Raw genomic sequence first — 21,001 nt, 5'->3', positions numbered from 1 at the left:
ACTCTCCCTTACCAACCTTCAACGCCGTGCATGTCTGGCAGTTTGTGTGCAATACCTTTGTGACAATCTACACAGGTTTTGTCACCCGAAGCGAGTGCTGTTGAGTGTTGTTTAACACTACGGTCGCCCTGCTCAGAGAAGTCCATATAATCAAACTCGTGACAGTTACGACACTCTAGAGAGTCGTTAGCTTTCAGACGAGCCCACTCACGTTCTGCCAAGTGGCCACGACGCGCTTTGAATTTCTCTTCTGTATCGATAGTACCAATGATGTGTGCAAACACCTCTTTGGATGCCTGAACTTTACGAATTATCTTATCAGTCCACTCGTGTGGTACGTGACAGTCTGAACAGATTGCTCGTACACCGGAGCGGTTTGAGTAGTGGATAGTCTCTTGTATCTCTTGCACGATAGGCTCGTGACATCCAGCACAAAACTCTTCGGTGTTGGTGTATTCCATCCCGGTATTGAATGCGCCCCAGAATAGAAGACCACCAGCAAACCCCATGAAAAGAACGATGCCTGCGGCAGCCTTACTTGGAGTTGTTAGTCTCTTCCAAAACGCTAGTAAAAATTTCATAAATAGCCTCTTTTGTTAACGACTAGTAAAGGTTATTGAAGTGAATCAACAGGTTTAAATTCGTTCTCTACCAGTGGTTTTGCATTTGCTTGCGGTACGTGACATTGCAAGCAGAAGTAACGTCGTGGAGATACGTCGGCCAATACAGCATCTTCACGGTTTACGTAGTGAGTAACACTCACTTTTGTTGCGCCCATTTCGCCAGCATTTTTCCAGCTATGACATGCAAGGCACTTGTTTGCATTCAATGAAACTTCATATCCGCGGATGTTATGAGGGATCAATGGTGGTTGGTAAACATAGTCACTTGTAATCACTTGCTCACGAGGGTATTTCTTGAAGCTATCCGCAGGGCGAGTTGCTTCGAGTTCACTGACACCGCGCAGTGATTCAACACCACCAATACCGCCAGGATTCATCAGTTCAGCTTGCTCAACGCCAGCGTTTTCTGCCTTTTCCATATCGGTTTGCTCTAGCATTGCATCATCCATATCAGGTTTTGCATTGCTAACACCTTCAACGTCCGCCTGAACAATACCTGCGGCAATAGCACTTATTGATAACAGAGCAATCAACAGCTTTTTCATTATTATTTCTCCGCCTAATGGCTAAATTTTGGGGGCTAGAGAACTAGCCCCGAATATTTGACAAAGGCCTAAGCCACTTTGGTGATCTTGACTGGACACTTCTTAAAGTCAGTCTGTTTAGACAGTGGATCAGTTGCATCCAAAATCAGCTTGTTGATCAGAATTCGAGCATCAAAGAATGGCACGAAAACTAAGCCTTTTGGTGGGCGGTTACGACCACGAGTTTCGACACGAACCCGAATCTCGCCACGCTTATTAGAAACCAATACCTCATCACCACGACGTAGACCTTTTTCTGTAGCATCTGCTGGATGGATATAACAGACAGCATCAGGAACGGCCTTGTAAAGTTCCGGTACACGACGAGTCATAGTACCTGTGTGCCAGTGCTCTAGAACACGACCGGTACATAGCCACATGTCGAACTCTGCATCAGGCACTTCAGGTGGCGCCTCGTATGGTGCGGAGATAATCCATGCTTTGCCATCTGGCTTGCCATAGAAGTCCCAGTCCGAGCCTTTCTTAGCGTATGGATCAGAGCCTTCTTTAAAGCGCCATAGTGTTTCTTTACCATCAACAACAGGCCAACGTAAGCCACGCACTTGGTGGTAAACATCGTACGGTGCTAAATCGTGTCCATGACCACGTCCAAAGGTCGCATATTCTTCGAAAAGACCTTTTTGCACATAGAAACCTTGTGCTTTTGCATCGTCGTTAAGTTCTTGTGCCTCTGAAAGAGGATACTTGTCGATATGACCGTTTTTAAACAGCATGTCATACATAGTTTTGCCGCGATATTCTGGCGCTTTAGCTAACAAGTCTTCTGGCCAAACTTCTTCCATCTTGAAGCGTTTAGAGAATTCCATCAGCTGCCATAAGTCAGACTTAGCTTCGCCCACGGTTTCAACTTGTTGGTACCATGCCTGAGTACGGCGTTCTGCGTTGCCGTAAGCCCCTTCTTTTTCGATCCACATTGCGGTTGGAAGAATAAGGTCAGCGGCTTGCGCTGTTGCTGTTGGGTAAGGGTCTGAACACACGATGAAGTTTTCAGGGTTACGATAACCAGGAAGACGTTCAGTATTGATATTTGGACCCGCTTGCAGGTTGTTGTTACACATCACCCAGTAAGCGTTGAGTTTGCCATCGTTAAGCATACGGTCTTGCACAACCGCGTGATAACCAGGCTTCGGCGGAATTGTGCCTTCAGGTAGCTTCCAGATATCTTCTGCAATTGCACGGTGTTTAGGGTTTGCAACGACCATGTCTGCTGGCAGACGGTGAGCAAATGTACCTACTTCACGAGCAGTACCACATGCTGACGGTTGGCCCGTTAGTGAGAATGGAGAGTTACCTGGAGTAGAAATCTTACCTGTTAACAAGTGAATGTTGTAAATCAGGTTGTTCATCCAAACACCACGAGTGTGCTGGTTAACACCCATAGTCCAAAGTGACATTACTTTGGTGTTTGGATCCGCGTATTGCTCTGCCAGTTGAACAAGGTGTTCTTCTGATACGCCAGAGATTTCACTCGCTTTTTCTGCCGTGTATGGCGCAACAGATTTAGCATACTCGTCGAAACTGATGCCCGTCATGTTGCCTGAGTTTGGATTCTCGGCCGCTTGTTGTAGTGGATCATCATCACGCAAGCCGTAACCGATGTCGGTATCTGCTTGTTTAAAGTGAGTGTGCTTATTAACAAAGTCTTGGTTTACTTTGTTATTTTGAATGATGTAGTTAGCGATGAAGTTAGCGATCGCAAGGTCAGACTGAGGTTGGAAAATGTAGCCGTGATCTGCCAGTTCAAAAGAACGGTGATAATAGGTCGACAGAACGTTCACTTTTACGTGAGGGTGGCTTAGGCGGCGGTCAGCAATACGAGTCCATAAAACAGGGTGCATCTCAGCCATGTTTGAACCCCAAAGCACAAAGGCGTCGGCGTTTTCAAAGTCGTCGTAACAACCCATTGGCTCATCGATGCCGAAGGCACGCATGAAGCCTACTACCGCAGATGCCATACAGTGGCGTGCGTTAGGATCAATGTTGTTTGAACGGAAGCCTGCTTTCATCATTTTAGCGGCGGCATAACCTTCCATAACGGTCCATTGACCAGAACCAAACATACCAACGCTAGTCGGGCCGCTTTTCTTCAGTGCCTCTTTCCATTTGTCTGCCATGGTATCCATAGCAACGTCCCAAGACACTGGAGTAAATTCACCGTTTTTATCGTACTTGCCATCAGTCATACGCAGTAGAGGCTGAGTCAAGCGATCTTGGCCATACATGATCTTAGATAGGAAGTAACCCTTGATACAGTTTAAGCCCTTGTTTACCGGTGCCTCAGGGTCACCCTGAGTTGCAACAACCTTACCGTTTTGAGTCCCGACTAGTACTGAACAGCCAGTACCACAAAAACGGCAGGGAGCTTTATCCCATTTGATTTTGGTTTGGTCTGAGCTTGCGATGAGATTAGCAGCAGAAGCGGGAAGTGAAATTCCGGCTACCGCTGCGGCTGATGCAGCAGCGTTTGCTTTCACAAACTCGCGTCGTGTCATTTTCATAATGTGTCCTCTTGCGGGGTCGGTGTACCGATGCTGGCATCGGTCGTAGCCGTTGCATGGATGTCGGTGTCAAGGTTGTCAATATCGGTTTCGATTTGGTGATAAACCAAAGCCGTACTAATTACTTCTGGTAGGTCGTTGATTTCATCGATAGTAGTGGTGATATAACCTTCGTTTTCCGTTTCCATTACCACGACAAACTTGCCTGAATCTTCGGCAAAGATTTCGGTGGCGGAAAAACTATTCACCTTGCTTCGAACTGTCTCCATTGCTTCAGGAGCACAGTAAACGACAAAACTTGAGATATGAACTTCACTGGCTGGCATTGCTATCCTCGTTGCAGTCAGTCATAGATATAGCCGACACAGGACAAGCGCTAATACAGGCTCCGCATCCAGTGCACAACTGAGAGTCTAGTTTAGGTTGGGGTACGTGCCCAACGCCAAAAGAAAATTGTATTGCTGTTGGTTCGCATTCGTCACCGCAGGTGCGACATTCAACGTTTTTGTAGGCGAGACACGTATCATTAATTTTAGCCGCTATTTCCCAAGCTGCCTCTTTTGTTGACCTGAATATCGGTTCAGGGCAACTTGTCGCACAACCCTCGCAGAAGGTGCACTCGCCTTTTTCAAAGTCCACGGTGGGAAATCCACCGCTACCTTTGATAATAATGTTCGTTTCACACGCGTCTATGCACATGCCACATTGGGTGCAGCCATCGACAAATACTGAGTCAGTTTTAGCCCATGGTAGGCGTTGGCCCGTTTCGTAAACCAGCTGAGATTTCGAGGCTCTTCGGGTGAATAATTTTCGTTTTGATAGATCGACCAATTTCGTCCCTGAGCAATTGAGCTTAAACTAAGAATAGAGCGCTAATGTAAATACCCACTAATTTTAGGTGAATAAAATGTATTCGATATACCTCAAAAGGGTTAAACTTATGCTTAAATTGTTTTAGATCAAATAGTTAATGTTGGCCAGATCACGAAACTACGAATGGGATTTTAAGTGAAAAAACGAACAACACAGTCGGTGTCTTTTACCATTGGTGGCGCAGTTTCCTTGATGGTGATTCTGTCGGCGCTGACTATCATCGTAGCGGTCGCAACGGTCTACTCTAGCTTTGATGATGCTGAGGCAGTGAATGTCTCAGGCTCTATGAGAATGCAAAGCTATAGGCTTGCTTACGATATAGAGACTCAATCCCCAGAAACGATTGAGCATATAGAGCAATTCGAGACATCCTTGTTCTCACCGTCTATGCAAAATCTTATTCGCTGGAGTGTGCCAACGGATATTCAACAAGATTATCAGGCCATTGTTGATCGCTGGTATGTCATGAAAGAACTACTGCTTTCTGGAAACTACCCCGAATATCAGCAACACGTTCCCGTATTTGTGTCTCGCATCGATAAGTTTGTATTTAAATTGCAGCTAAATACAGAGCAAAAATTGCTTAATATGGTGGTATTTAGTGGGTTTGGTTTGACTTGCATTATTCTGATCTCACTGGTCATCATGCGTTTTGTGCGACTCAAGGTTCTCCATCCACTGCAGTCTTTGGTCAATGCAAGTCGAGAGGTTGAATCTCAAAATTTTAATGTGGTGCTCAATGAATCGGTGAACAATGAGCTGGGTGCGGTGGCCTCTACGTTTAATGGTATGACTCAAAACTTGAAGAATCATTACCAGAGATTGGAAGCGACAGTGGAGAGTAAGACCGAAGAGTTGCGTCATGCAAACCGCTCGCTGAAGGTGCTGTATAAAAGTACCCAACAGCTTTCTGCATCAAGGCTAGCTCCTGCACATTTCCAACAAATCATCAGTAACATGTCTACGGTAGAGAACGTCAATGCTGTCAAGCTGATTATCGATGATAGTGCAGGACAACCAACCGAATTAATAGCCGGTAACGTCGTTGGAGAGGCTTGGCAAGAGACCCCTTTGATTCTTGATGAGGTGAGATTGGGCAGTCTGTGTTTACAAACGACACCGCAGTTTGTTGAGCAAGAGCTCATCGACAATATGTCTTATATTTTGGCTAGGGGTATCTATTACAATCAGGCTCAAAAGAAGTTTGAACAGCTTTTAATTTATGCTGAGCGAAGTGCTATTGCGCGTGAACTGCACGACTCTTTGGCTCAATCCTTGTCGTTTTTGAAGATTCAAATGAGCTTATTGAAGCGCTCGATGAAAAAAGAGGGCTCTATTGCAGAGATGCCTAAGTCTTCGGCCATCGTTCAAGAAATCGATGATGGCTTGCGAGAGGCATACACCCAGCTTCGCGAATTACTCGGTACCTTCCGATTTAGTATTGATGAAGCGAATTTTGGCGATGCGTTGAATGTGTTGATTGATAAGCTGCAAACCACTACCGATGCCGAGATACATGTAGAGAATAATCTTTCTTCTATACAGTTGCAGGCCTCACAGCAGGTTCATTTACTGCAAATTATTCGCGAAGCAACCAACAACGCCATCAAACATGCAGAGGCAAGCCGTTTGCGTGTGCAATGTTTGCAAGAAGGGGATCAAATTACTGTCGCTATCATAGATAACGGACAAGGATTTGACACCGAGATTGAGAAAGCAGACCATTACGGTCTATCTATTCTTAATGAGCGAAGTCAGTACCTCAATGGCAAGCTAACCATCACCAGTGAGCCCAATGTTGGGAGCACAGTACAAATAACCTTTACCTGTAAGGATGAATCTGACAGTGAGTAATACCTACCGCATTATGATTGTGGATGACCATCCATTGATTCGACGTGGCATCAAGCAATTGCTTTCGTTTGAGGATGATTTTGATATTGTGTGTGAGGCAACCAACGGTACCGAGGCACTGGCGTTGGCTCATCAACATGAGCTTGATCTAATCTTACTGGATTTAAATATGAAGGGGCTGTCAGGCCTAAATACCCTGCAGGCTCTGCGCTCTGAAGGCATTACTGCAAAAATCGTGATCCTGACGGTGTCGGACTCTCCAGCGGACATCGATGCAATCGTAAAAGCAGGCGCAGATGGCTACCTATTGAAAGATAGTGAGCCAGATGAATTGATTGAGCATCTTCACTCAGCCCTTGATGGTGACAAGGTATACAGTGATATTGTCGCTCAGCACATTCGTGACCGCGCCGAGAATCCGAGTTTGCTAGACAGTCTTACTGAGCGTGAGTTAGAGATCCTTTCTAAGGTGGCTCTTGGCCACCGCAACAAGCAGATAGCAGACGTTTTATTTATCTCTGAGTCGACGGTAAAGGTTCACATGAAAAGCCTTTTGAAAAAGCTACAAGTGAAATCACGCACCGCCGCGACTATTTTGTATTTGGAGCACTACGGCTAGTTTCTCGAACAATTGGAGCACCTATCACCGATATGGTGCTCTACAGCCTTTAAACCTCTGCTCAAATGCCTGTTTCTAATCCTGTTATGTCCCCTAAGTGTTTAGTATCTATAGAGATTTACTTCATTGTATAGTAACGCCATAAATGACACCTGATGCATAATTGTACCGATCTTGATTGCTGTCCAAACATTCATTTCATCCATCAAATTTAATTAGATTAATTTACAAGATTTTACTTATTTCTAAGTGTCTGATTTATAATTGTTTTGTTGTGATTTACTGGCCGTTTTCCTGTTATGGCAAGTTAATCCAATTGCTCCTGCGGTTACATTTACTTACATTTCTGGCGCTCAGTCGAGCGGAAAACTATTCAATAAAAACAGGGATACTATGCAGTTTAAAAAAGCAACGTTGGCGGCAACAATTATTTTAACTTTGGCTTTAAGTGGTTGTGATGATGACTCTAACTCGAGTCAAACTCCAGAAGTACCCGAAGTACCCGAAGTACCCGAAGTGCCGGAAGTACCAGAAGTACCAGAAGTGCCATCTCAAGGGATATTTGTTGATGCGGTCGTAGAAGGCCTATATTACGAAGCTATGCCAAGTGGAAAGCAAGGTTTCACCAACGCTGAAGGTCATTTCAACTTTGAGTCTGATGATCTAGTCACTTTCTATCTTGGTGGTGTTGATGGGCTGAGAATTGGTCAAATGAGTGCTCGTGCAGTTATTTCACCTTTTGAGGCTACGGGCACATACCAAAAAGCAATGAATCTTGCTCGTATTTTGCAATCCGCAGGCACTACCAATTCTGAATCAATCACTTTGCCTGATAGTCTGATAGCACCTAGTGCGGATATGATTGCAGCTCTCAACAACGTATCTCTTCATGATCTTGACTCGGCTGATGATTTGAAGCAACAGCTAAACTTGACAGGTTGGATATCAGAAGAAGAGGCCTTAGAGCACTTGACTGACTCACTAGTCGGTTTAGAAAGAGGTAGTGAGATAATATTGGAAGATTGGGCCAGAGGCTCGAACAAATATTTACGTGAAGTATATACAGACTTTTCTGCAACTTACCCTAGCTATGATGCTCAAATAGATCCTGCCAGCTTAATCTTTGTTCATGCTGATACGCAATTATCTGAAGAGCTTTTTGAAGCTACCATGGGTATGAAAGCTATGACTTATCACCTAGGTCAATCAGACCTTACAGTGGTAGCAGGTTCCAATGACTCTGGATTTAATAGTCAGCATGCCTCTGATTATCTTACATGTATTGACTCGAATGGTTTAGATGCCGTTTTTGTTATCGGTTATAGCAAAAATTCCTGTGATGGAGTAGCGATAGAGACTAGTAGTAAGTTTAAGTTTGTTGGTCCTTATACTTATTCGATTCTAAATCATGAAAAAGCGTTAGAAGAAGATGAATCAGTTGCTTGGAGCGAAGTTGAAGGGTTCGGTGGTATCTGGTCTTGCATTGGCTCTGGTGAATGTTCTGAAAGCAGCTTAACGAACTTTTCTATTGTTAAGTTCAATGATGCCGATGATGGAGATGAGCCAGATTGGCGTGAAGATGCGCTTTCGGGTAGCTACGACAGCATTACAGGTATCTATACTGAGGTAAAAAACAGAGCTCTTCTCGAAGATGATTCTGAGGATGCATTGGTGACGAGATTGTCCGATAGCATCAGTTTCACATATTTGATCGACAGTGTTGAGTCAGAGCGTTACGTAGACTTCATTGGTACTTGGCATGCAACAGCTACACGAGAGGGATGTGAGGTTGTTGCCGTATCGACCTATATCTTTGATGAGAAAGGGTTAACTGTTAGCGGTAACGAATTTTCCAGTAACTGTGAGATAGATGAGATCGATGAAGAAGTCACATATGCTGACCTTGCAGCAATGGATTTCTGGTGGTTTACAACTAATGGATCAGGTGACAGCAAGGCGACTCTTGCTCAGCTAAACAGCACGGTCCGTTGGTGTGACTCTAATGATGTAGAAGATGTATGTCCAACGAATGCAGGAAAAATCAACCGCTGGGAATATGTACCGGCAGGTGTTAACTGGGATCAGGGTACACTGAACCGTCGTACTTTAGATAGTATTGGCAACGTAATATCTACGACGTCAATGTACAAGAAATAGTACTTAGTCATTTAAAAGCACTGCTATTCGTTTGGATAACGGTGCTTTTTATTTTTGAGCTTTACACGTTATAGGCAAAGCGAGCGGGCTTTGTGTGTTTTCTGCATTGATTCAGAGTTATAACCATACAATATTGCTGTAAAGTCAAATCGATAGCCAGTAGTTATGTGTTGTCGTAATTCCTTACAATTGTTTTTCATTGTCTCAACATAGAAGTGCAAAGGGTTTATCGTTATGTGGACGGTAAAATACTATGTATCAAAAATATTCCTTATTGAACAGTTAGTTAGCTAGTAATAGTATTTTTTTGCTCTTTTGGGGCTGAAAATATAATTCATATAATAGGGAATAGTATGCAATTTAAGAAAACGTCATTGGCTACGGCTGTAATAGTTTCTATCGCACTTGCAGGTTGTGGAAGTGATTCAAACTCGGGTAATGAACCAACCGATCCACCAAATCCGCCAGAGGCTTCGCAAGGTGTCTTTATCGATGCTGCAGTAGAAGGTTTATATTACGTCTCTGAACCAAGTGGCAAGAGTGGTTTTACCGATGCACAAGGCTTTTTCGAACATCAAGATGGTGACTTAGTAACTTTCTTCTTAGGTGGTGAAGAAGGCCTGAGAATAGGTAAAGTGAGCGCTCGTGGAGTGGTGTCTCCTTTTGAGGCTACGGGAAATTACCAGAAGGCATTAAATCTTGCTCGTATCTTGCAGAGTGCGGGCAGTACGACACAGGAAGCGATCACACTACCTGATAGCCTAATTGCACCAGATTCGAAAATGCTTGCAGCTCTGCATAATGTACTACTTCACGATATGGGTTCAGCTAACGATCTACAACTAGCACTAGAAGTTGAGGAGTGGGTTACAGAAGATGATGCTCTTGAGCATCTAAATAACTCACTAGATGCTTGGGAGCGTGGTAGTAAAGAAGTGCTGAAAGATTGGAGCAGGGGCTCTAATAAGATTTTACGTGAAGTTGGCTCTAGCTTATCAGCTAGTAATCCTAGTGACGTACTATTCGTCCATGCGGATAAACTGTTAGACGAAGAGTTGTTCAATGCCACTCTTGGCATGAAAACAATGACTTACCAACTAGGCGAATCTGAGCTGACAATTTTGTCTGGATCAAATGACACCACCATTAGTGGAGATCGCGCTGCAAGTTATTTGGCGTGTATTGATGCCGAAGGTATTGATGCTGAGTTTGATGGTGGTCAGGTTCCAGCTCTTTGTAATGGTCAGGTTGTAACTAATACCAAGTTCGTTTTAGGTAGTGCTTTTGAATATTCAATTCTTGACCCAAATGAGACTGAAGAAAATGGGGACGAATCATGGGATGAAGTCACTAACTTTGGTGGTATGTGGGCATGTCTAGCTGCAGGTACATGTTCGGAAAATACCTTAACGCAACTTGATATTGTTCAGTATGACGATAGTGATGACCAGGACGGTTCTCATATGCAACGAGATATTTTATCTGGTAGCTATGATAGTGTGACTGGTATCTATACGGAAGTTAAAAACCGAGAAATATTGTCAGGACAATACGAAGGCCGTCAATCAGAAAGCATTAGTTTCACCTACTTAATCGATAGCGCTGATTCAGAACGTTACGTAGATTTTATTGGTACTTGGCACGCTAGTGCAACAAGAGATGGATGCGACGGTATCGCAGTTTCAACTTATGTCTTTGACAAGCAAGGTCTGACTGTAACGGGCAATGAGTTCACAGGTGATTGTGAAATAGAAGAAATCAATGAAGAAGAAACTTATGCTGAATTAGCTGAGATGGATTATTGGTGGTTCACGACTAATGAGTCAGGTAATAGCAAAGCGACCCTTGCTCAGCTAAACAGTACAGTACGCTGGTGTGATTCTGAAAATGTGGGAGATGTGTGCGCCGTGCAAGAACAAAAGATCAACCGTTGGGAGTACGTACCTGCAGGTGCTAACTGGGATCAAGGGACGCTGAACCGCCGTACCTTAGATAGCAATGGTGCAGTTACCTCTACTGTCTCTATGTACAAAAAGTAATTGCTAAAATCTAATTAAAGCCATCACTTGTTGGTCAAAGTGGTGGCTTTTTTGTAAATTCACATTTGTTCAATCCAAGGTAAATCCAATCTTCACCGTCACCTGCCAATGGGCGACTTTTCCTTCTTCAATATGACCACGGACTTCTTGCATCTCGAACCAGCGTAAGTTGTGAACACTCTCACTGGCTTTTGCGACTGCATTATTGATAGCGTCGTCGATACCAACGCTTGATGATCCAACAATTTCCATTTTCTTGTAGGTATGGTGTGGCATCTAGGCTCTCCTTGAGTGATTGGATACTCAATAAACCTAGTTGTGCATAAGGAGTGTGGCAAGATCAAACAGCTGAAAGCTGTTAGAGATAAGTTGTTCGTTGAAAAGAAAAAAGGCCCCTACTGTGTAGGAGCCTAGATACTAGCGAGTGGAGCTTGAATTTAAGCTGTCAGTTTCGCGGTAAGCATTTCTTCTAGCTTAACTTGATCCACTGCGAACAAGCGGATGCCTTCAGCAAGTTTCTCTACTGCCATTGGGTCTTGGTTATGACCCCAGAAGAACTCAGCTTCTGTAAGAGGAGTAGGGCGCTCTTTAGTTGCACCATTATCAACAAGCTTTTGTTCAACAGCACCTTCTGCGTTCTCTAGATCTTCAAGAAGAGCAGGGCTAATGGTTAGACGATCACAGCCTGCTAGTTCAAGGATTTCACCTGTATTACGGAAGCTTGCTCCCATCACTACAGTGTTGTAACCATGTTCTTTGAAGTAGTCGTAGATTGCCGTTACGGATTGAACACCAGGATCTTCGCTAGCAGCAAAGTCACGACCTTCTTTCGCTTTGTACCAATCCATGATGCGACCAACGAATGGCGAGATCAGGAATACACCTGCTTCAGCACAAGCTTGCGCCTGAGCAAATGAGAACAATAGAGTAAGGTTACAGTTGATGCCTTCCTTCTCAAGTTGCTCTGCAGCGCGGATACCTTGCCATGTAGAAGCTAATTTAATCAGAACGCGGTCTTTTGAAATACCCGCTTCTTCATACATCTTGATTAAGCCACGAGCGCGGGCGATGCTACCTTCAGTATCGTAAGATAGACGAGCATCAACCTCAGTTGAGATGCGACCCGGAATAATACCTAGGATCTCTTTACCAATATTTACCGCAAGCAAGTCACCGGCATAAATTAGCTGTTGTTCTAGATCATCAAACTTCTGCTTGGTTTGGGCAATGACGCTATCAATTAGAGATGCGTAGTGCTCAAGTTGAGAGGCTTTCAGAATAAGTGAAGGGTTAGTTGTAGCGTCTTGAGGTTTATATTTAGCAATTGCTTCAATATCACCAGTGTCAGCGACCACTACAGTCATAGAGCGAAGTTGTTCTAGTTTATTGCTCATGTCTTGTTCATCCTATACAAGAAAAACAGGGTGGAGGGGAGTGCCACCCTTAAAGAATAGGATTAATCTAAGGTATTGAAGCGAGTTTGTGAATCATTTTCATTGGTAGATTGTGATAAAAATCTTACGCAAACGTTTACTGGATTTTACAAACCGGACATGACGACTGTTTTGGCAGAGTAAACTCTTGCCATTTCATGCTCAGAGCATCAAACATCATTAATTTTCCTGGCTTGTGCGAGCCTAAATTTGACAGCAAACGGATAGCTTCCAATGCTTGCATGCTTCCGATAACGCCAACCACAGGTGCCAAGATTCCCGCTTCAACGCAGCTCAATTCATTAGTGCCAAACAGCGCGCTTAAACACTCATAACAAGGTTCATCATTTTTATAGGTAAAACTGATCACTTGTCCTTCAAGACGAATTGCTGCGCCGGAAACCAAAGGCGTTTTGTGTTTGTGACACAGTCGATTTAACTGATTTCGAGTAGTGAGGTTGTCACTCGCATCAATCACTAATGAATGATTAGCTACAGCAGTATCAAGCTCGTTGTCGTCTAAACGACGCCCTATTGCGGTTATCTCACAATTTGAATTGAGCTGTGAAAGGCTCGCTTTTGCGGAGTCGACCTTTAGAGCGTTGATATCAGACTCCGTATGAAGAATCTGCCTTTGTAAATTGGAGAGCTCTACAACATCATCGTCGACGATGGTTAGCTTGCCAATGCCCCCTGAGACAAGATAGGGCGTTGCCGCACAACCCAAGCCTCCAGCACCAATAATAAGTACAGAGGCTTGTTTGAGGGCCTCTTGGCCCTCAAAATCAAAGGAGCGTAAGATGATCTGACGATTGTAGCGAAGCATCTCTTTGTCGCTCAAGATTTCCATATCAACCTCTAATATAAGGTGGAGTTAAATAATTGTATTTGAACGGTTTCCCCTGCTTCCACTCGGCCGCGTTCGCGCTCGAGAATGACGAAGCAATTTGCTAGGCTCATTGAGCGGAAGGCCCCAGAGCTTTGGTTTCCGGTTGTCTCCACTTCAAACTCACCGTGCTCGTTTATCGCATAGATGCCACGCTGATAATCGGTACGACCTGGATTCTTCTTGAATGACGATAATGTCTTTGCTGGTAGTGTTGGCGCTGGCTTCCATTCACTCTCGCCACCAAGTTTAGCTAATAGTGGCTGAACTAAGATGTAAGCGGTCATAAAGGCTGATACAGGGTTTCCTGGTAGGCCACAAAATAGAGCATCGTCGAGTTTGCCAAATGCAAAGGGTTTACCTGGCTTAATTGCTAGTTTCCAAAAGCCAATCTCACCTTTTTGCTCTAGAATGTCCTTGGTGAAATCGGCTTCACCGACACTTACACCACCAGAGGTAACAACGACGTCAGCCTCTGTCTTGGCTTTTTCAAACGCTTGCGCTAGAAGTTCGACATCATCAGGAATAACGCCTAGGTCGATAACATCACAACCAAATTTTTCAAATAGAGGTATGGTTCCGTAGCGGTTGCTGTCGTAGATCTCGCCTGCGCCAAGAGGCACTCCTACAGGCTTTAATTCATCACCTGTGGAAAAAGTGGCTACGATGGGCTTGCGATATACTTCAACGTGCGCGACGCCCAGTGACGCGAGCATAGGTAGGTCACGAGCAGTAAGTCGCTTACCTTTTTCAAGTACCAGTTGTCCAACTTGGATGTCGTCACCAAGTGGGCGGATATTTTGATTGGTTTTGACGTTCGAAGGGTCAAACACGATACCTTCATCAGCGACAGTGACATTCTCTTGCATTATTACAGCATCACACCCTTCGGGGATTTGTGCACCCGTCATAATGCGAATACACGTCGCTTTAGGCCACTCTCCTTGCAAAGGAGCACCAGCAAAAGATTGCCCTGCCAGTGGAAGCGTTGATTGAGTGTTTAGGTCCGCAATTCTTACCGCATATCCATCCATCGCTGAATTATCAAAAGGAGGGACATGAATAGGGGATAATATTTCACTGGCGAGTACTCGGCCAATAGCTTTGTCGAGAGCCAATGATTCAGTCTCATGGACGGTATGAGTGTTTTCGAGAATTTTGGCCATTGCCTCTTCAATCGGCATCAAGCCCGGAGCATCACAGCAACCCATCATAATTCCTTGTTTGTACAGCGATAAAAAACAAACTGTAACACGATGCAAAGAGCGAGACACTTAAGTGATTAAATTAGATGATGTAATTTTGATGAAATCCAAGTATTCTCTTTCGCCATCGCGCAAATGTTGGTCGTGCGATGCAAAGATGTACAGATGGAGAGTTAAATGTCAGGTTTAAGCGAATCAGCTCTGCTGGTAAAAGAAGCACTTGCTAATCGTGGGCTAGAAACCCCAATGGTTGCCAGTGACCTTACTGCGGAAGATAAAAAGCAGCAGATTGAATATCACATGCGTGAGATCTTAGGCTTATTGCAACTAGATCTAACCGATGACTCTTTGCAAGACACACCAAAACGCATCGCTAAAATGTATGTGGACGAGGTGTTTTCTGGTTTAGATTACGCTCGTTTTCCTAAGATCACGGTTATTGAGAACAAGATGGATGTGAGTGAAATGGTGCGAGTGAAAGACATCACTTTAACCAGTACCTGTGAGCATCACCTAGTGACTATCGATGGTCGTGCTGCAGTGGCTTACATTCCTCGTACCAAAATTATTGGCTTGTCGAAAATTAACCGCATTGTGCGCTTTTTTGCCCAGCGCCCTCAAGTACAAGAGCGTATGACTCAGCAGATCCTTGTGGCACTGCAAACCTTGCTTGAGAGTGAAGATGTCGCGGTCACCATTGATGCGACCCACTATTGCGTTAAATCTCGTGGCGTAATGGACGCAACCAGCGAAACTACTACTACTGCACTAGGCGGTATCTTCAAATCTAACGCCGCAACTCGTCACGAGTTTCTGCACGGCCTTCGTTAATCGCCTAGCTTGCCCTCTATTGCGGTTTAATCTTCTTATGCTGAGGTTTAAACCGCTCAGGCCAGTACATGGCCACATATCCCGCTGATACCCACAACACCAATAGCGTTGCTATTGTCAGTTCGAACATTCCAAATTTATGTAGCCAATACCAATCCTCGTGCGCCAACTCAAACCATGTTGTCAGTCTCGACATGGCAATAGCACTGATCACCGATGGAAAGGTAACCGCAGCGATAGAAGGCTGAAATTTTAGCCTTAACAGATTGATGTAGCATAGGTAGATGAGCAGGGTCATTGTAATGGCGATACCGGCTAATGCGCCCGTTAAAATAGGGTCCGGATCGGGAAAGTTCACCAAATAAGCCGCTAGCGTTAGATTGATCGGTGCAGCCATAATGGCCAGCGTTGGACGTGCTCGGCGAGGTAGTTTGCCAAAGAACACCAAACGATAGAGCACTAACGGAAGCATAAGGAAATAGATGCTAATACACAGCATAGCCATGTTTTGCGAAAACACGGTATGGCCCAACTCTGATCCTGCCAAAGTACTACTGATAACACCCACAGGGTAAAGAAACCAACTAGGAACCACATTGACCATCTTGAAGTTGGCGAACTGAAATCCAAAGAAGAGTACCATCATGGTGATATGCAGGCCTAATGAAGCAAACCACAACATTGATGCGATATGAGGGATCTCGGTGGCGAGATAGTCACACAGTACCAGTAGTGCCATGCTCATCGGCGCCATTAAACTGCCGCTAAGAGGGTGCTTAATGTCAGCAAAAAATAGGCGCGGATTAAGGCTGTACTTAAGGAGTACGGGGATAAGTATCAGAGTACCTACTAACGCTAAATAAGGACGAATTACATTGCCAATATCAGGGATATACAATGCCCATGCCTGTCCTAAACCTATCAGTCCCAGTGCAAGTGCGGCTTGCGAAGGCGGAATGTGATGGAACCGATGAAATTTGCGTAACAAGTCTCTTATTCTCCGAGGGTAAAATGGCTAATCTGGAATGGTGCATATTAAACAGCAACCGAGCGCTTATTGCCATGATCAAAAAGGTAATAAACAATTCATTATCTGGTAATACTTGCAGTTTTTAAAATATGCGCCATAGTTAAATTGTGAGGTAAAAATCGAATCTTACAGGGAGGAAAAGGTTACCTCACTTCGGTTAACATAAGTGTAATCGCAACACAGCTGAAGAGCCGTAAATACTTTAACGCTCGTTAATAGTTCTCCGGTCAACAACCCGCGAGATTCGCAAACTCACGATTGAGTAACGAGACCATAAGGCGCATGCAAAGTGCGCCTTTGTGCTTTCTGGCGTTTGTGAAAATGATGCAAAAAAGCCCCATTTAGGCGTTGATGGCAGTAAATTCCCTTGTTGGTTACAATTTGTTTCATTTCTTTGTTTTTCTAGAGGAACCTAACTATCTGAATAATATAGTTAAATTAACGTTCTAATTATGGAAACTTAGTTTGCGTATTTCGAAAATAACGCCTCTGTTTATTATTTGTACGACAAATGTATAATCCCCCATCTTTCAAGTTATCGCATATCAAGCATTCGAGAGTATTTATTGCTTAGTTTGGTATGTTTTCCAAAGAGGTGGTTGATGAAGGTTGTAGAGTACGCATTAATGTCTGCGTTTGCTGTTGTTATTCTTATTGCTCTTTTTAGCACGTTTATGGCACACGCTGGTGGTATCTGGGATACGATTTTGACCATTAAATAGTTATCTCTTATAAAACTGCAGGGGTCCTGATTACGGACAATGTTGTGCCCCTTTGTCTCCCTTCTTATGGCTAGCTTTATCTTCTTTGCTGCATCTTAGTTTTTGACCTTTCTCCCTATAATTGAATCTTGTAGACTCTAAGCACAATTCATCTGCTCAGAACGGCGTCTATGTCTCGTAAAACTCCTACTAACATCATTACTGGTTTCTTAGGTACAGGCAAAACCACAACTATTTTAGAACTATTAAAGGCTAAACCTGAGAATGAAAATTGGGCAGTATTAGTCAATGAATTTGGTGAGATAGGTATTGATGGAGCCATCATGTCTGACAGTGGTGCTCTTATTAAAGAAGTACCTGGAGGGTGTATTTGCTGTACTGCTGGTGTTCCTACTAGTGTGGCGATAACGGCGCTACTTCGTGGCAAACCAGACAGGCTGATCATTGAACCTACAGGTCTGGGTCATCCAAAGCAGATCATGGCTACGCTTTCTTCAGCTCAGTTCAGTCCATATATTGAATTACGCTCAACATTGACCCTTACCGATGCTCGATACTTTGATAATGACAAGTACACGACAAACTCAAACTTCAAACAACAGTTGGAAGTTGCCGATATCATCATCGCAAATAAGAGTGAACTAGCGGCTAAAGCGCAGGTTCAGGCAATGTATGATTGGTTACAATCTCACGGTATTCACACTAACGTTATTAGCACGACAAGAGGTGATATAGAGCTGTCTCTACTGGATATGTTTGTGAAGCCTAGTGAAGAGATGGAAATTGAAGAAGAGCACCATCATCATGCCTCGATGGAACCGCAATTCCAGTTGCCGCCTAATCAAACCCATATTAGAAAAGAGAATAAAGGACAGGGCTATTTCTCCTGCGGTTGGTTGTTTGGCGCTGAGATCACCTTTGACTTTGATTCTCTGTTTTCTATGTTAAACGATCTGACCGCCGATCGCGTTAAAGCGGTGATGAATACTGACAAAGGTTGCTATGCCTTCAACAAGGCAGATGGAGTGCTGTCAGTGAATGACTTGTCTTTGGAAGGATTTGAGTCGCGCATTGAGGTGATTGACTCTGAATTGATGCCGTGGGATCAGCTTGAAGAAATTTTGTTGAATCTTGCTGGTGGTAATACCTAACGTCTATAGAAATAGACTGTTCAGATGGGGAACTAACATTCTTTGTTAGCGGTTTGCCTATTACTAGCCACTTATGAACCGGTTGAAAGCTCTCATGATACCCTGCGCCCAGTCTTGAACATCGCGGACAGGATCACCGGTGATGAATTTCCACATGTCTTCTCCAAAGAAAAGAAAGGCAATAATGAATAAGCCAATAGCGGGATAAAGTAAGCGTCGTAGCATATTTCTTCCTCCATGAAGAAAGGGTGCTTGCGACTAAATATAGAACAATTATTCTATAAATGAAAAACCCCAGTTCAAAAATTGAGCTGGGATTTTTGCTTCTTACGGGATTTTAGCTGCAGTTTAGCGCTTGTTTCGAAGGTATCGCTTACGACGTTCTTCTTTTTTCTTCGCTTTCGCTTCTTCCTTGCGAACGGCTTCTTTCTCTACTTCGATTAGCTCTTCGGTGATCATTTCAGGAAGCTCGAGAGTGATTTGACCTAGCACGCCCTGTCGAAGTTCGTGTAGCAAGATTTCTGACGCCTTGTGCAGATCTACACGTCCTCCAGAGCGCAGAGCACCACGTTTGCGACCAATGGCTTCCATTAACTCAATTTCAGTCTCTGGCAATTCGTCTAGTTGGTAACGCTCAATTAAACGCTCAGGATATTGCTGTGCTAGGTATTCAACTGTGTAAAAAGCCACTTCGTCGTATTCCATCGCCGTATCTTTGATAGCGCCTGTTGCGGCGAGACGGAATCCACTGTGTGGGTTTTCTACCTTAGGCCATAGAATTCCCGGAGTATCAGAAAGTACAACCCCGTTTTGTAGGTTGATACGTTGCTGACGGCGAGTTACCGCAGGTTGGTTACCAGTTTGAGCAATTGTACGACCCGCTAAGGTGTTGATGATCGTGGATTTTCCGACGTTTGGAATGCCCATGATCATGGTGCGAATGTTCTTGCCCATCGCCTCACGATGCGGGGCCATTTTGCGACACAGTTCCATAATTTTATGGATCTCTTGAGGGTTTTCGGTAGTCACAGCCATCGCTTTAACACCCTCTTGAAGCTCAAAATGCTCAATCCACATTTGTGTTAGCTCAGGATCGGAGAGATCCCTTTTATTGAGTACTTTGATACAAGGCTTATCACCACGCAATTCAGAGATCATAGGATTCTCTGACGAGTAGGGAATACGTGCATCTAGCACCTCGATAATGACATCAATCTGAGGAACCACCTCTTCGATCTCTTTACGAGCTTTGTGCATGTGACCCGGAAACCACTGAATTGTGTTGTTAACCATTGAATTTATTGCCTTATTAATTTGTCTTTTACGTCACGAAGTAAAGTGGAGCACATGAAGGTATGTGTGACACAAGGTAACGCTATCTCAAAGCATAGATGTGAAAAATACGCGTCAATGAGAATGTCAGACTAGAAAGAGATACTTTTGCCCAAGTATAACAAACTTGAGTGCCTATGAAAGCAAGGTACTGCGAGACTTCCCTATATGGCTAAGAGACGTTTAAACAATACCTTAGCTCGGCCAGTGCAACCAAAGTGCAATTATGGTTGACTTAATCAACCTTATGGTTATTATAGTGGATATAGTCAACTATTAATCAATAGACAGAGGTGTCCTATGCCAATCATCAAACCCACCAATAAATCGGTAGAGAGCTTAGAAGGTCTGCACCTTTACCACACAGGTTTTTCGAACTGTGCAATGCGTGTACGAATTGCTCTGGAAGAGAAGGAGCTGGCATGGGAAAGCCATCTCATTGATTTACAAAAAGGGGAAAACCGAACGGCTGAGTATTTCGGCATCAATCCCAATGGTGTAGTACCAACGCTTATTGACGATGGCGTGGTGATCATCGACTCTGCAGACATTATTGATTACATTGATCGAAAGTTTGTTTCTGGATCATTGCGTCCAAGTAGTCAGGTCGAGCTGGCAGAAATGTATGAGTGGATGTATTTGGCTCGAGATAACCACCTTTCGATTAAAACCTACATGTACAGCAATGTGAAAAACTCACAAGGTATGAAACGAAGTGATGAAGAAATGGCCGATTATCGAGATAAGCAAACCTTTGATGCAGCGTTGCTTGCCTTTCATGAACGTTTCAATTCCAGCAACGGCTTTTCTGAACAAGAAAAGGCACAAGCTACAGCCGTCATTGATGAATGTTTTGCCAAGATGGACAATCGCCTGAAAGATCATCAATGGTTGGTTGGAGAAGCTTTCTCTCTAGCTGACATTACTTGGATACCGCAACTTGTCGTATTGAAGGCAGCCAACTATCCATTTGAAAAGTATCCAAACCTTGAGCAGTGGAAAAATGCAATTGTTCAGCGACCAAGCTTTAAGCGAGGAGTGAAGCAATGGTTGGTTGGGATGGGGGAATAATCTCGCTTTTCACCAGAGCCTCATGTACTGAGGCTCTGCTAAGTCATATGATTGATGGAGATACAGAGTCCT

18 protein-coding genes are annotated in these 21,001 nt (G+C 44.0%); 7 read left to right on the top strand and 11 right to left on the bottom strand.

Features of this window, described 5'->3' with window-relative positions:
- Window positions 1–8: 8 nt before the first annotated feature.
- The 5 genes from OCU46_RS15095 to napF form a co-directional block, all read right to left on the bottom strand.
- Window positions 9–581 carry a NapC/NirT family cytochrome c gene (locus tag OCU46_RS15095; protein ID WP_141271946.1) on the bottom strand — a complete coding sequence of 191 codons (573 nt, stop codon included), beginning with the start codon at window positions 579–581 and terminating at the stop codon, window positions 9–11.
- Window positions 582–613: 32 nt separating this feature from the next.
- Window positions 614–1,168, bottom strand: a complete 555-nt coding sequence (locus OCU46_RS15090) for a nitrate reductase cytochrome c-type subunit (RefSeq protein WP_371858845.1) — start codon at window positions 1,166–1,168, stop codon at window positions 614–616.
- Between the two features lie 68 nt (window positions 1,169–1,236).
- Entirely contained in the window at window positions 1,237–3,726 is a 2,490-nt protein-coding gene (napA, locus tag OCU46_RS15085) for a periplasmic nitrate reductase subunit alpha (protein ID WP_141271947.1), read from the bottom strand.
- Window positions 3,723–4,052: a chaperone NapD gene (locus OCU46_RS15080; protein ID WP_141271948.1), complete on the bottom strand. Its 330-nt coding sequence runs from the start codon at window positions 4,050–4,052 to the stop codon at window positions 3,723–3,725. The genes napA and OCU46_RS15080 overlap by 4 nt, the downstream gene beginning before the upstream one ends.
- Window positions 4,039–4,557, bottom strand: coding sequence for a ferredoxin-type protein NapF (gene napF, locus OCU46_RS15075; RefSeq protein WP_141271949.1), 519 nt, complete (start codon window positions 4,555–4,557; stop codon window positions 4,039–4,041). Before napF ends, OCU46_RS15080 begins: the two co-directional genes overlap by 14 nt.
- Window positions 4,558–4,734: 177 nt before the next feature.
- On the opposite strand from napF, the gene narQ reads away from it, so the two are divergent.
- The 4 genes from narQ to OCU46_RS15055 all read left to right on the top strand — a co-directional run bounded on the left by narQ (window position 4,735) and on the right by OCU46_RS15055 (window position 11,268).
- Window positions 4,735–6,453, top strand: coding sequence for a nitrate/nitrite two-component system sensor histidine kinase NarQ (gene narQ / locus OCU46_RS15070; RefSeq protein ID WP_141271950.1), 1,719 nt, complete (start codon window positions 4,735–4,737; stop codon window positions 6,451–6,453).
- 13 nt (window positions 6,454–6,466) lie between these two features.
- Window positions 6,467–7,072 carry a response regulator gene (locus OCU46_RS15065; RefSeq protein WP_141271984.1) on the top strand — a complete coding sequence of 202 codons (606 nt, stop codon included), beginning with the start codon at window positions 6,467–6,469 and terminating at the stop codon, window positions 7,070–7,072.
- Window positions 7,073–7,465: 393 nt separating this feature from the next.
- On the top strand, window positions 7,466–9,229 hold the full coding sequence (locus OCU46_RS15060) for a hypothetical protein (RefSeq protein ID WP_141271951.1): 1,764 nt from the start codon (window positions 7,466–7,468) through the stop codon (window positions 9,227–9,229).
- A gap of 353 nt (window positions 9,230–9,582) precedes the next feature.
- Window positions 9,583–11,268 carry a hypothetical protein gene (locus OCU46_RS15055; RefSeq protein WP_141271952.1) on the top strand — a complete coding sequence of 562 codons (1,686 nt, stop codon included), beginning with the start codon at window positions 9,583–9,585 and terminating at the stop codon, window positions 11,266–11,268.
- Window positions 11,269–11,337: 69 nt separating this feature from the next.
- Here OCU46_RS15055 and OCU46_RS15050 read toward each other — a convergent pair whose 3' ends face one another.
- The 4 genes from OCU46_RS15050 to moeA all read right to left on the bottom strand — a co-directional run bounded on the left by OCU46_RS15050 (window position 11,338) and on the right by moeA (window position 14,798).
- Window positions 11,338–11,544, bottom strand: coding sequence for a dodecin (locus OCU46_RS15050; RefSeq protein WP_141271953.1), 207 nt, complete (start codon window positions 11,542–11,544; stop codon window positions 11,338–11,340).
- 161 nt (window positions 11,545–11,705) lie between these two features.
- A complete protein-coding gene (gene tal, locus OCU46_RS15045; RefSeq protein WP_141271954.1) occupies window positions 11,706–12,662 on the bottom strand; it encodes a transaldolase in 957 nt (318 codons plus the stop codon).
- Window positions 12,663–12,798: 136 nt separating this feature from the next.
- The gene (gene moeB / locus OCU46_RS15040) at window positions 12,799–13,551 is read right to left on the bottom strand and encodes a molybdopterin-synthase adenylyltransferase MoeB (RefSeq protein ID WP_141271955.1); all 753 of its coding nucleotides are present in this window, start codon (window positions 13,549–13,551) and stop codon (window positions 12,799–12,801) included.
- 8 nt (window positions 13,552–13,559) lie between these two features.
- A complete protein-coding gene (moeA, locus tag OCU46_RS15035; RefSeq protein ID WP_141271985.1) occupies window positions 13,560–14,798 on the bottom strand; it encodes a molybdopterin molybdotransferase MoeA in 1,239 nt (412 codons plus the stop codon).
- Window positions 14,799–14,969: 171 nt separating this feature from the next.
- Between moeA and folE the strand changes: the two genes are divergently transcribed.
- On the top strand, window positions 14,970–15,623 hold the full coding sequence (gene folE, locus OCU46_RS15030) for a GTP cyclohydrolase I FolE (protein WP_141271956.1): 654 nt from the start codon (window positions 14,970–14,972) through the stop codon (window positions 15,621–15,623).
- A gap of 16 nt (window positions 15,624–15,639) precedes the next feature.
- Here the strand turns inward: folE and OCU46_RS15025 are convergent, their stop codons facing one another.
- On the bottom strand, window positions 15,640–16,611 hold the full coding sequence (locus tag OCU46_RS15025; protein ID WP_141271957.1) for a TDT family transporter: 972 nt from the start codon (window positions 16,609–16,611) through the stop codon (window positions 15,640–15,642).
- A 934-nt stretch (window positions 16,612–17,545) separates the two neighbouring features.
- Here OCU46_RS15025 and OCU46_RS15020 point away from each other — a divergent pair.
- Window positions 17,546–18,526 carry a CobW family GTP-binding protein gene (locus OCU46_RS15020; protein ID WP_141271958.1) on the top strand — a complete coding sequence of 327 codons (981 nt, stop codon included), beginning with the start codon at window positions 17,546–17,548 and terminating at the stop codon, window positions 18,524–18,526.
- A 348-nt stretch (window positions 18,527–18,874) separates the two neighbouring features.
- On the opposite strand, the gene ylqF is transcribed toward OCU46_RS15020, so the two are convergent.
- Entirely contained in the window at window positions 18,875–19,819 is a 945-nt protein-coding gene (gene ylqF / locus OCU46_RS15015) for a ribosome biogenesis GTPase YlqF (RefSeq protein WP_141271959.1), read from the bottom strand.
- 339 nt (window positions 19,820–20,158) lie between these two features.
- On the opposite strand from ylqF, the gene OCU46_RS15010 reads away from it, so the two are divergent.
- Window positions 20,159–20,929 carry a glutathione S-transferase family protein gene (locus tag OCU46_RS15010; RefSeq protein WP_141271960.1) on the top strand — a complete coding sequence of 257 codons (771 nt, stop codon included), beginning with the start codon at window positions 20,159–20,161 and terminating at the stop codon, window positions 20,927–20,929.
- Window positions 20,930–21,001: the final 72 nt, after the last annotated feature.

Origin of the sequence: Vibrio comitans (assembly GCA_024346835.1) — a bacterium.
Classification (GTDB): domain Bacteria; phylum Pseudomonadota; class Gammaproteobacteria; order Enterobacterales; family Vibrionaceae; genus Vibrio; species Vibrio comitans.
This window is presented reverse-complemented; position numbering and strand designations above follow the sequence as displayed.

Coding starts and splice junctions, on each gene's coding strand:
- OCU46_RS15095 (WP_141271946.1), bottom strand. CDS start 581: ATGAAATTTTTACTAGCGTTTTGGAAGAGACTAACAACTCCAAGTAAG.
- OCU46_RS15090 (WP_371858845.1), bottom strand. CDS start 1,168: ATGAAAAAGCTGTTGATTGCTCTGTTATCAATAAGTGCTATTGCCGCA.
- napA (WP_141271947.1), bottom strand. CDS start 3,726: ATGAAAATGACACGACGCGAGTTTGTGAAAGCAAACGCTGCTGCATCA.
- OCU46_RS15080 (WP_141271948.1), bottom strand. CDS start 4,052: ATGCCAGCCAGTGAAGTTCATATCTCAAGTTTTGTCGTTTACTGTGCT.
- OCU46_RS15065 (WP_141271984.1), top strand. CDS start 6,467: ATGATTGTGGATGACCATCCATTGATTCGACGTGGCATCAAGCAATTG.
- OCU46_RS15060 (WP_141271951.1), top strand. CDS start 7,466: ATGCAGTTTAAAAAAGCAACGTTGGCGGCAACAATTATTTTAACTTTG.
- OCU46_RS15055 (WP_141271952.1), top strand. CDS start 9,583: ATGCAATTTAAGAAAACGTCATTGGCTACGGCTGTAATAGTTTCTATC.
- OCU46_RS15050 (WP_141271953.1), bottom strand. CDS start 11,544: ATGCCACACCATACCTACAAGAAAATGGAAATTGTTGGATCATCAAGC.
- tal (WP_141271954.1), bottom strand. CDS start 12,662: ATGAGCAATAAACTAGAACAACTTCGCTCTATGACTGTAGTGGTCGCT.
- moeB (WP_141271955.1), bottom strand. CDS start 13,551: ATGGAAATCTTGAGCGACAAAGAGATGCTTCGCTACAATCGTCAGATC.
- moeA (WP_141271985.1), bottom strand. CDS start 14,798: ATGGGTTGCTGTGATGCTCCGGGCTTGATGCCGATTGAAGAGGCAATG.
- folE (WP_141271956.1), top strand. CDS start 14,970: ATGTCAGGTTTAAGCGAATCAGCTCTGCTGGTAAAAGAAGCACTTGCT.
- OCU46_RS15020 (WP_141271958.1), top strand. CDS start 17,546: ATGTCTCGTAAAACTCCTACTAACATCATTACTGGTTTCTTAGGTACA.
- ylqF (WP_141271959.1), bottom strand. CDS start 19,819: ATGGTTAACAACACAATTCAGTGGTTTCCGGGTCACATGCACAAAGCT.
- OCU46_RS15010 (WP_141271960.1), top strand. CDS start 20,159: ATGCCAATCATCAAACCCACCAATAAATCGGTAGAGAGCTTAGAAGGT.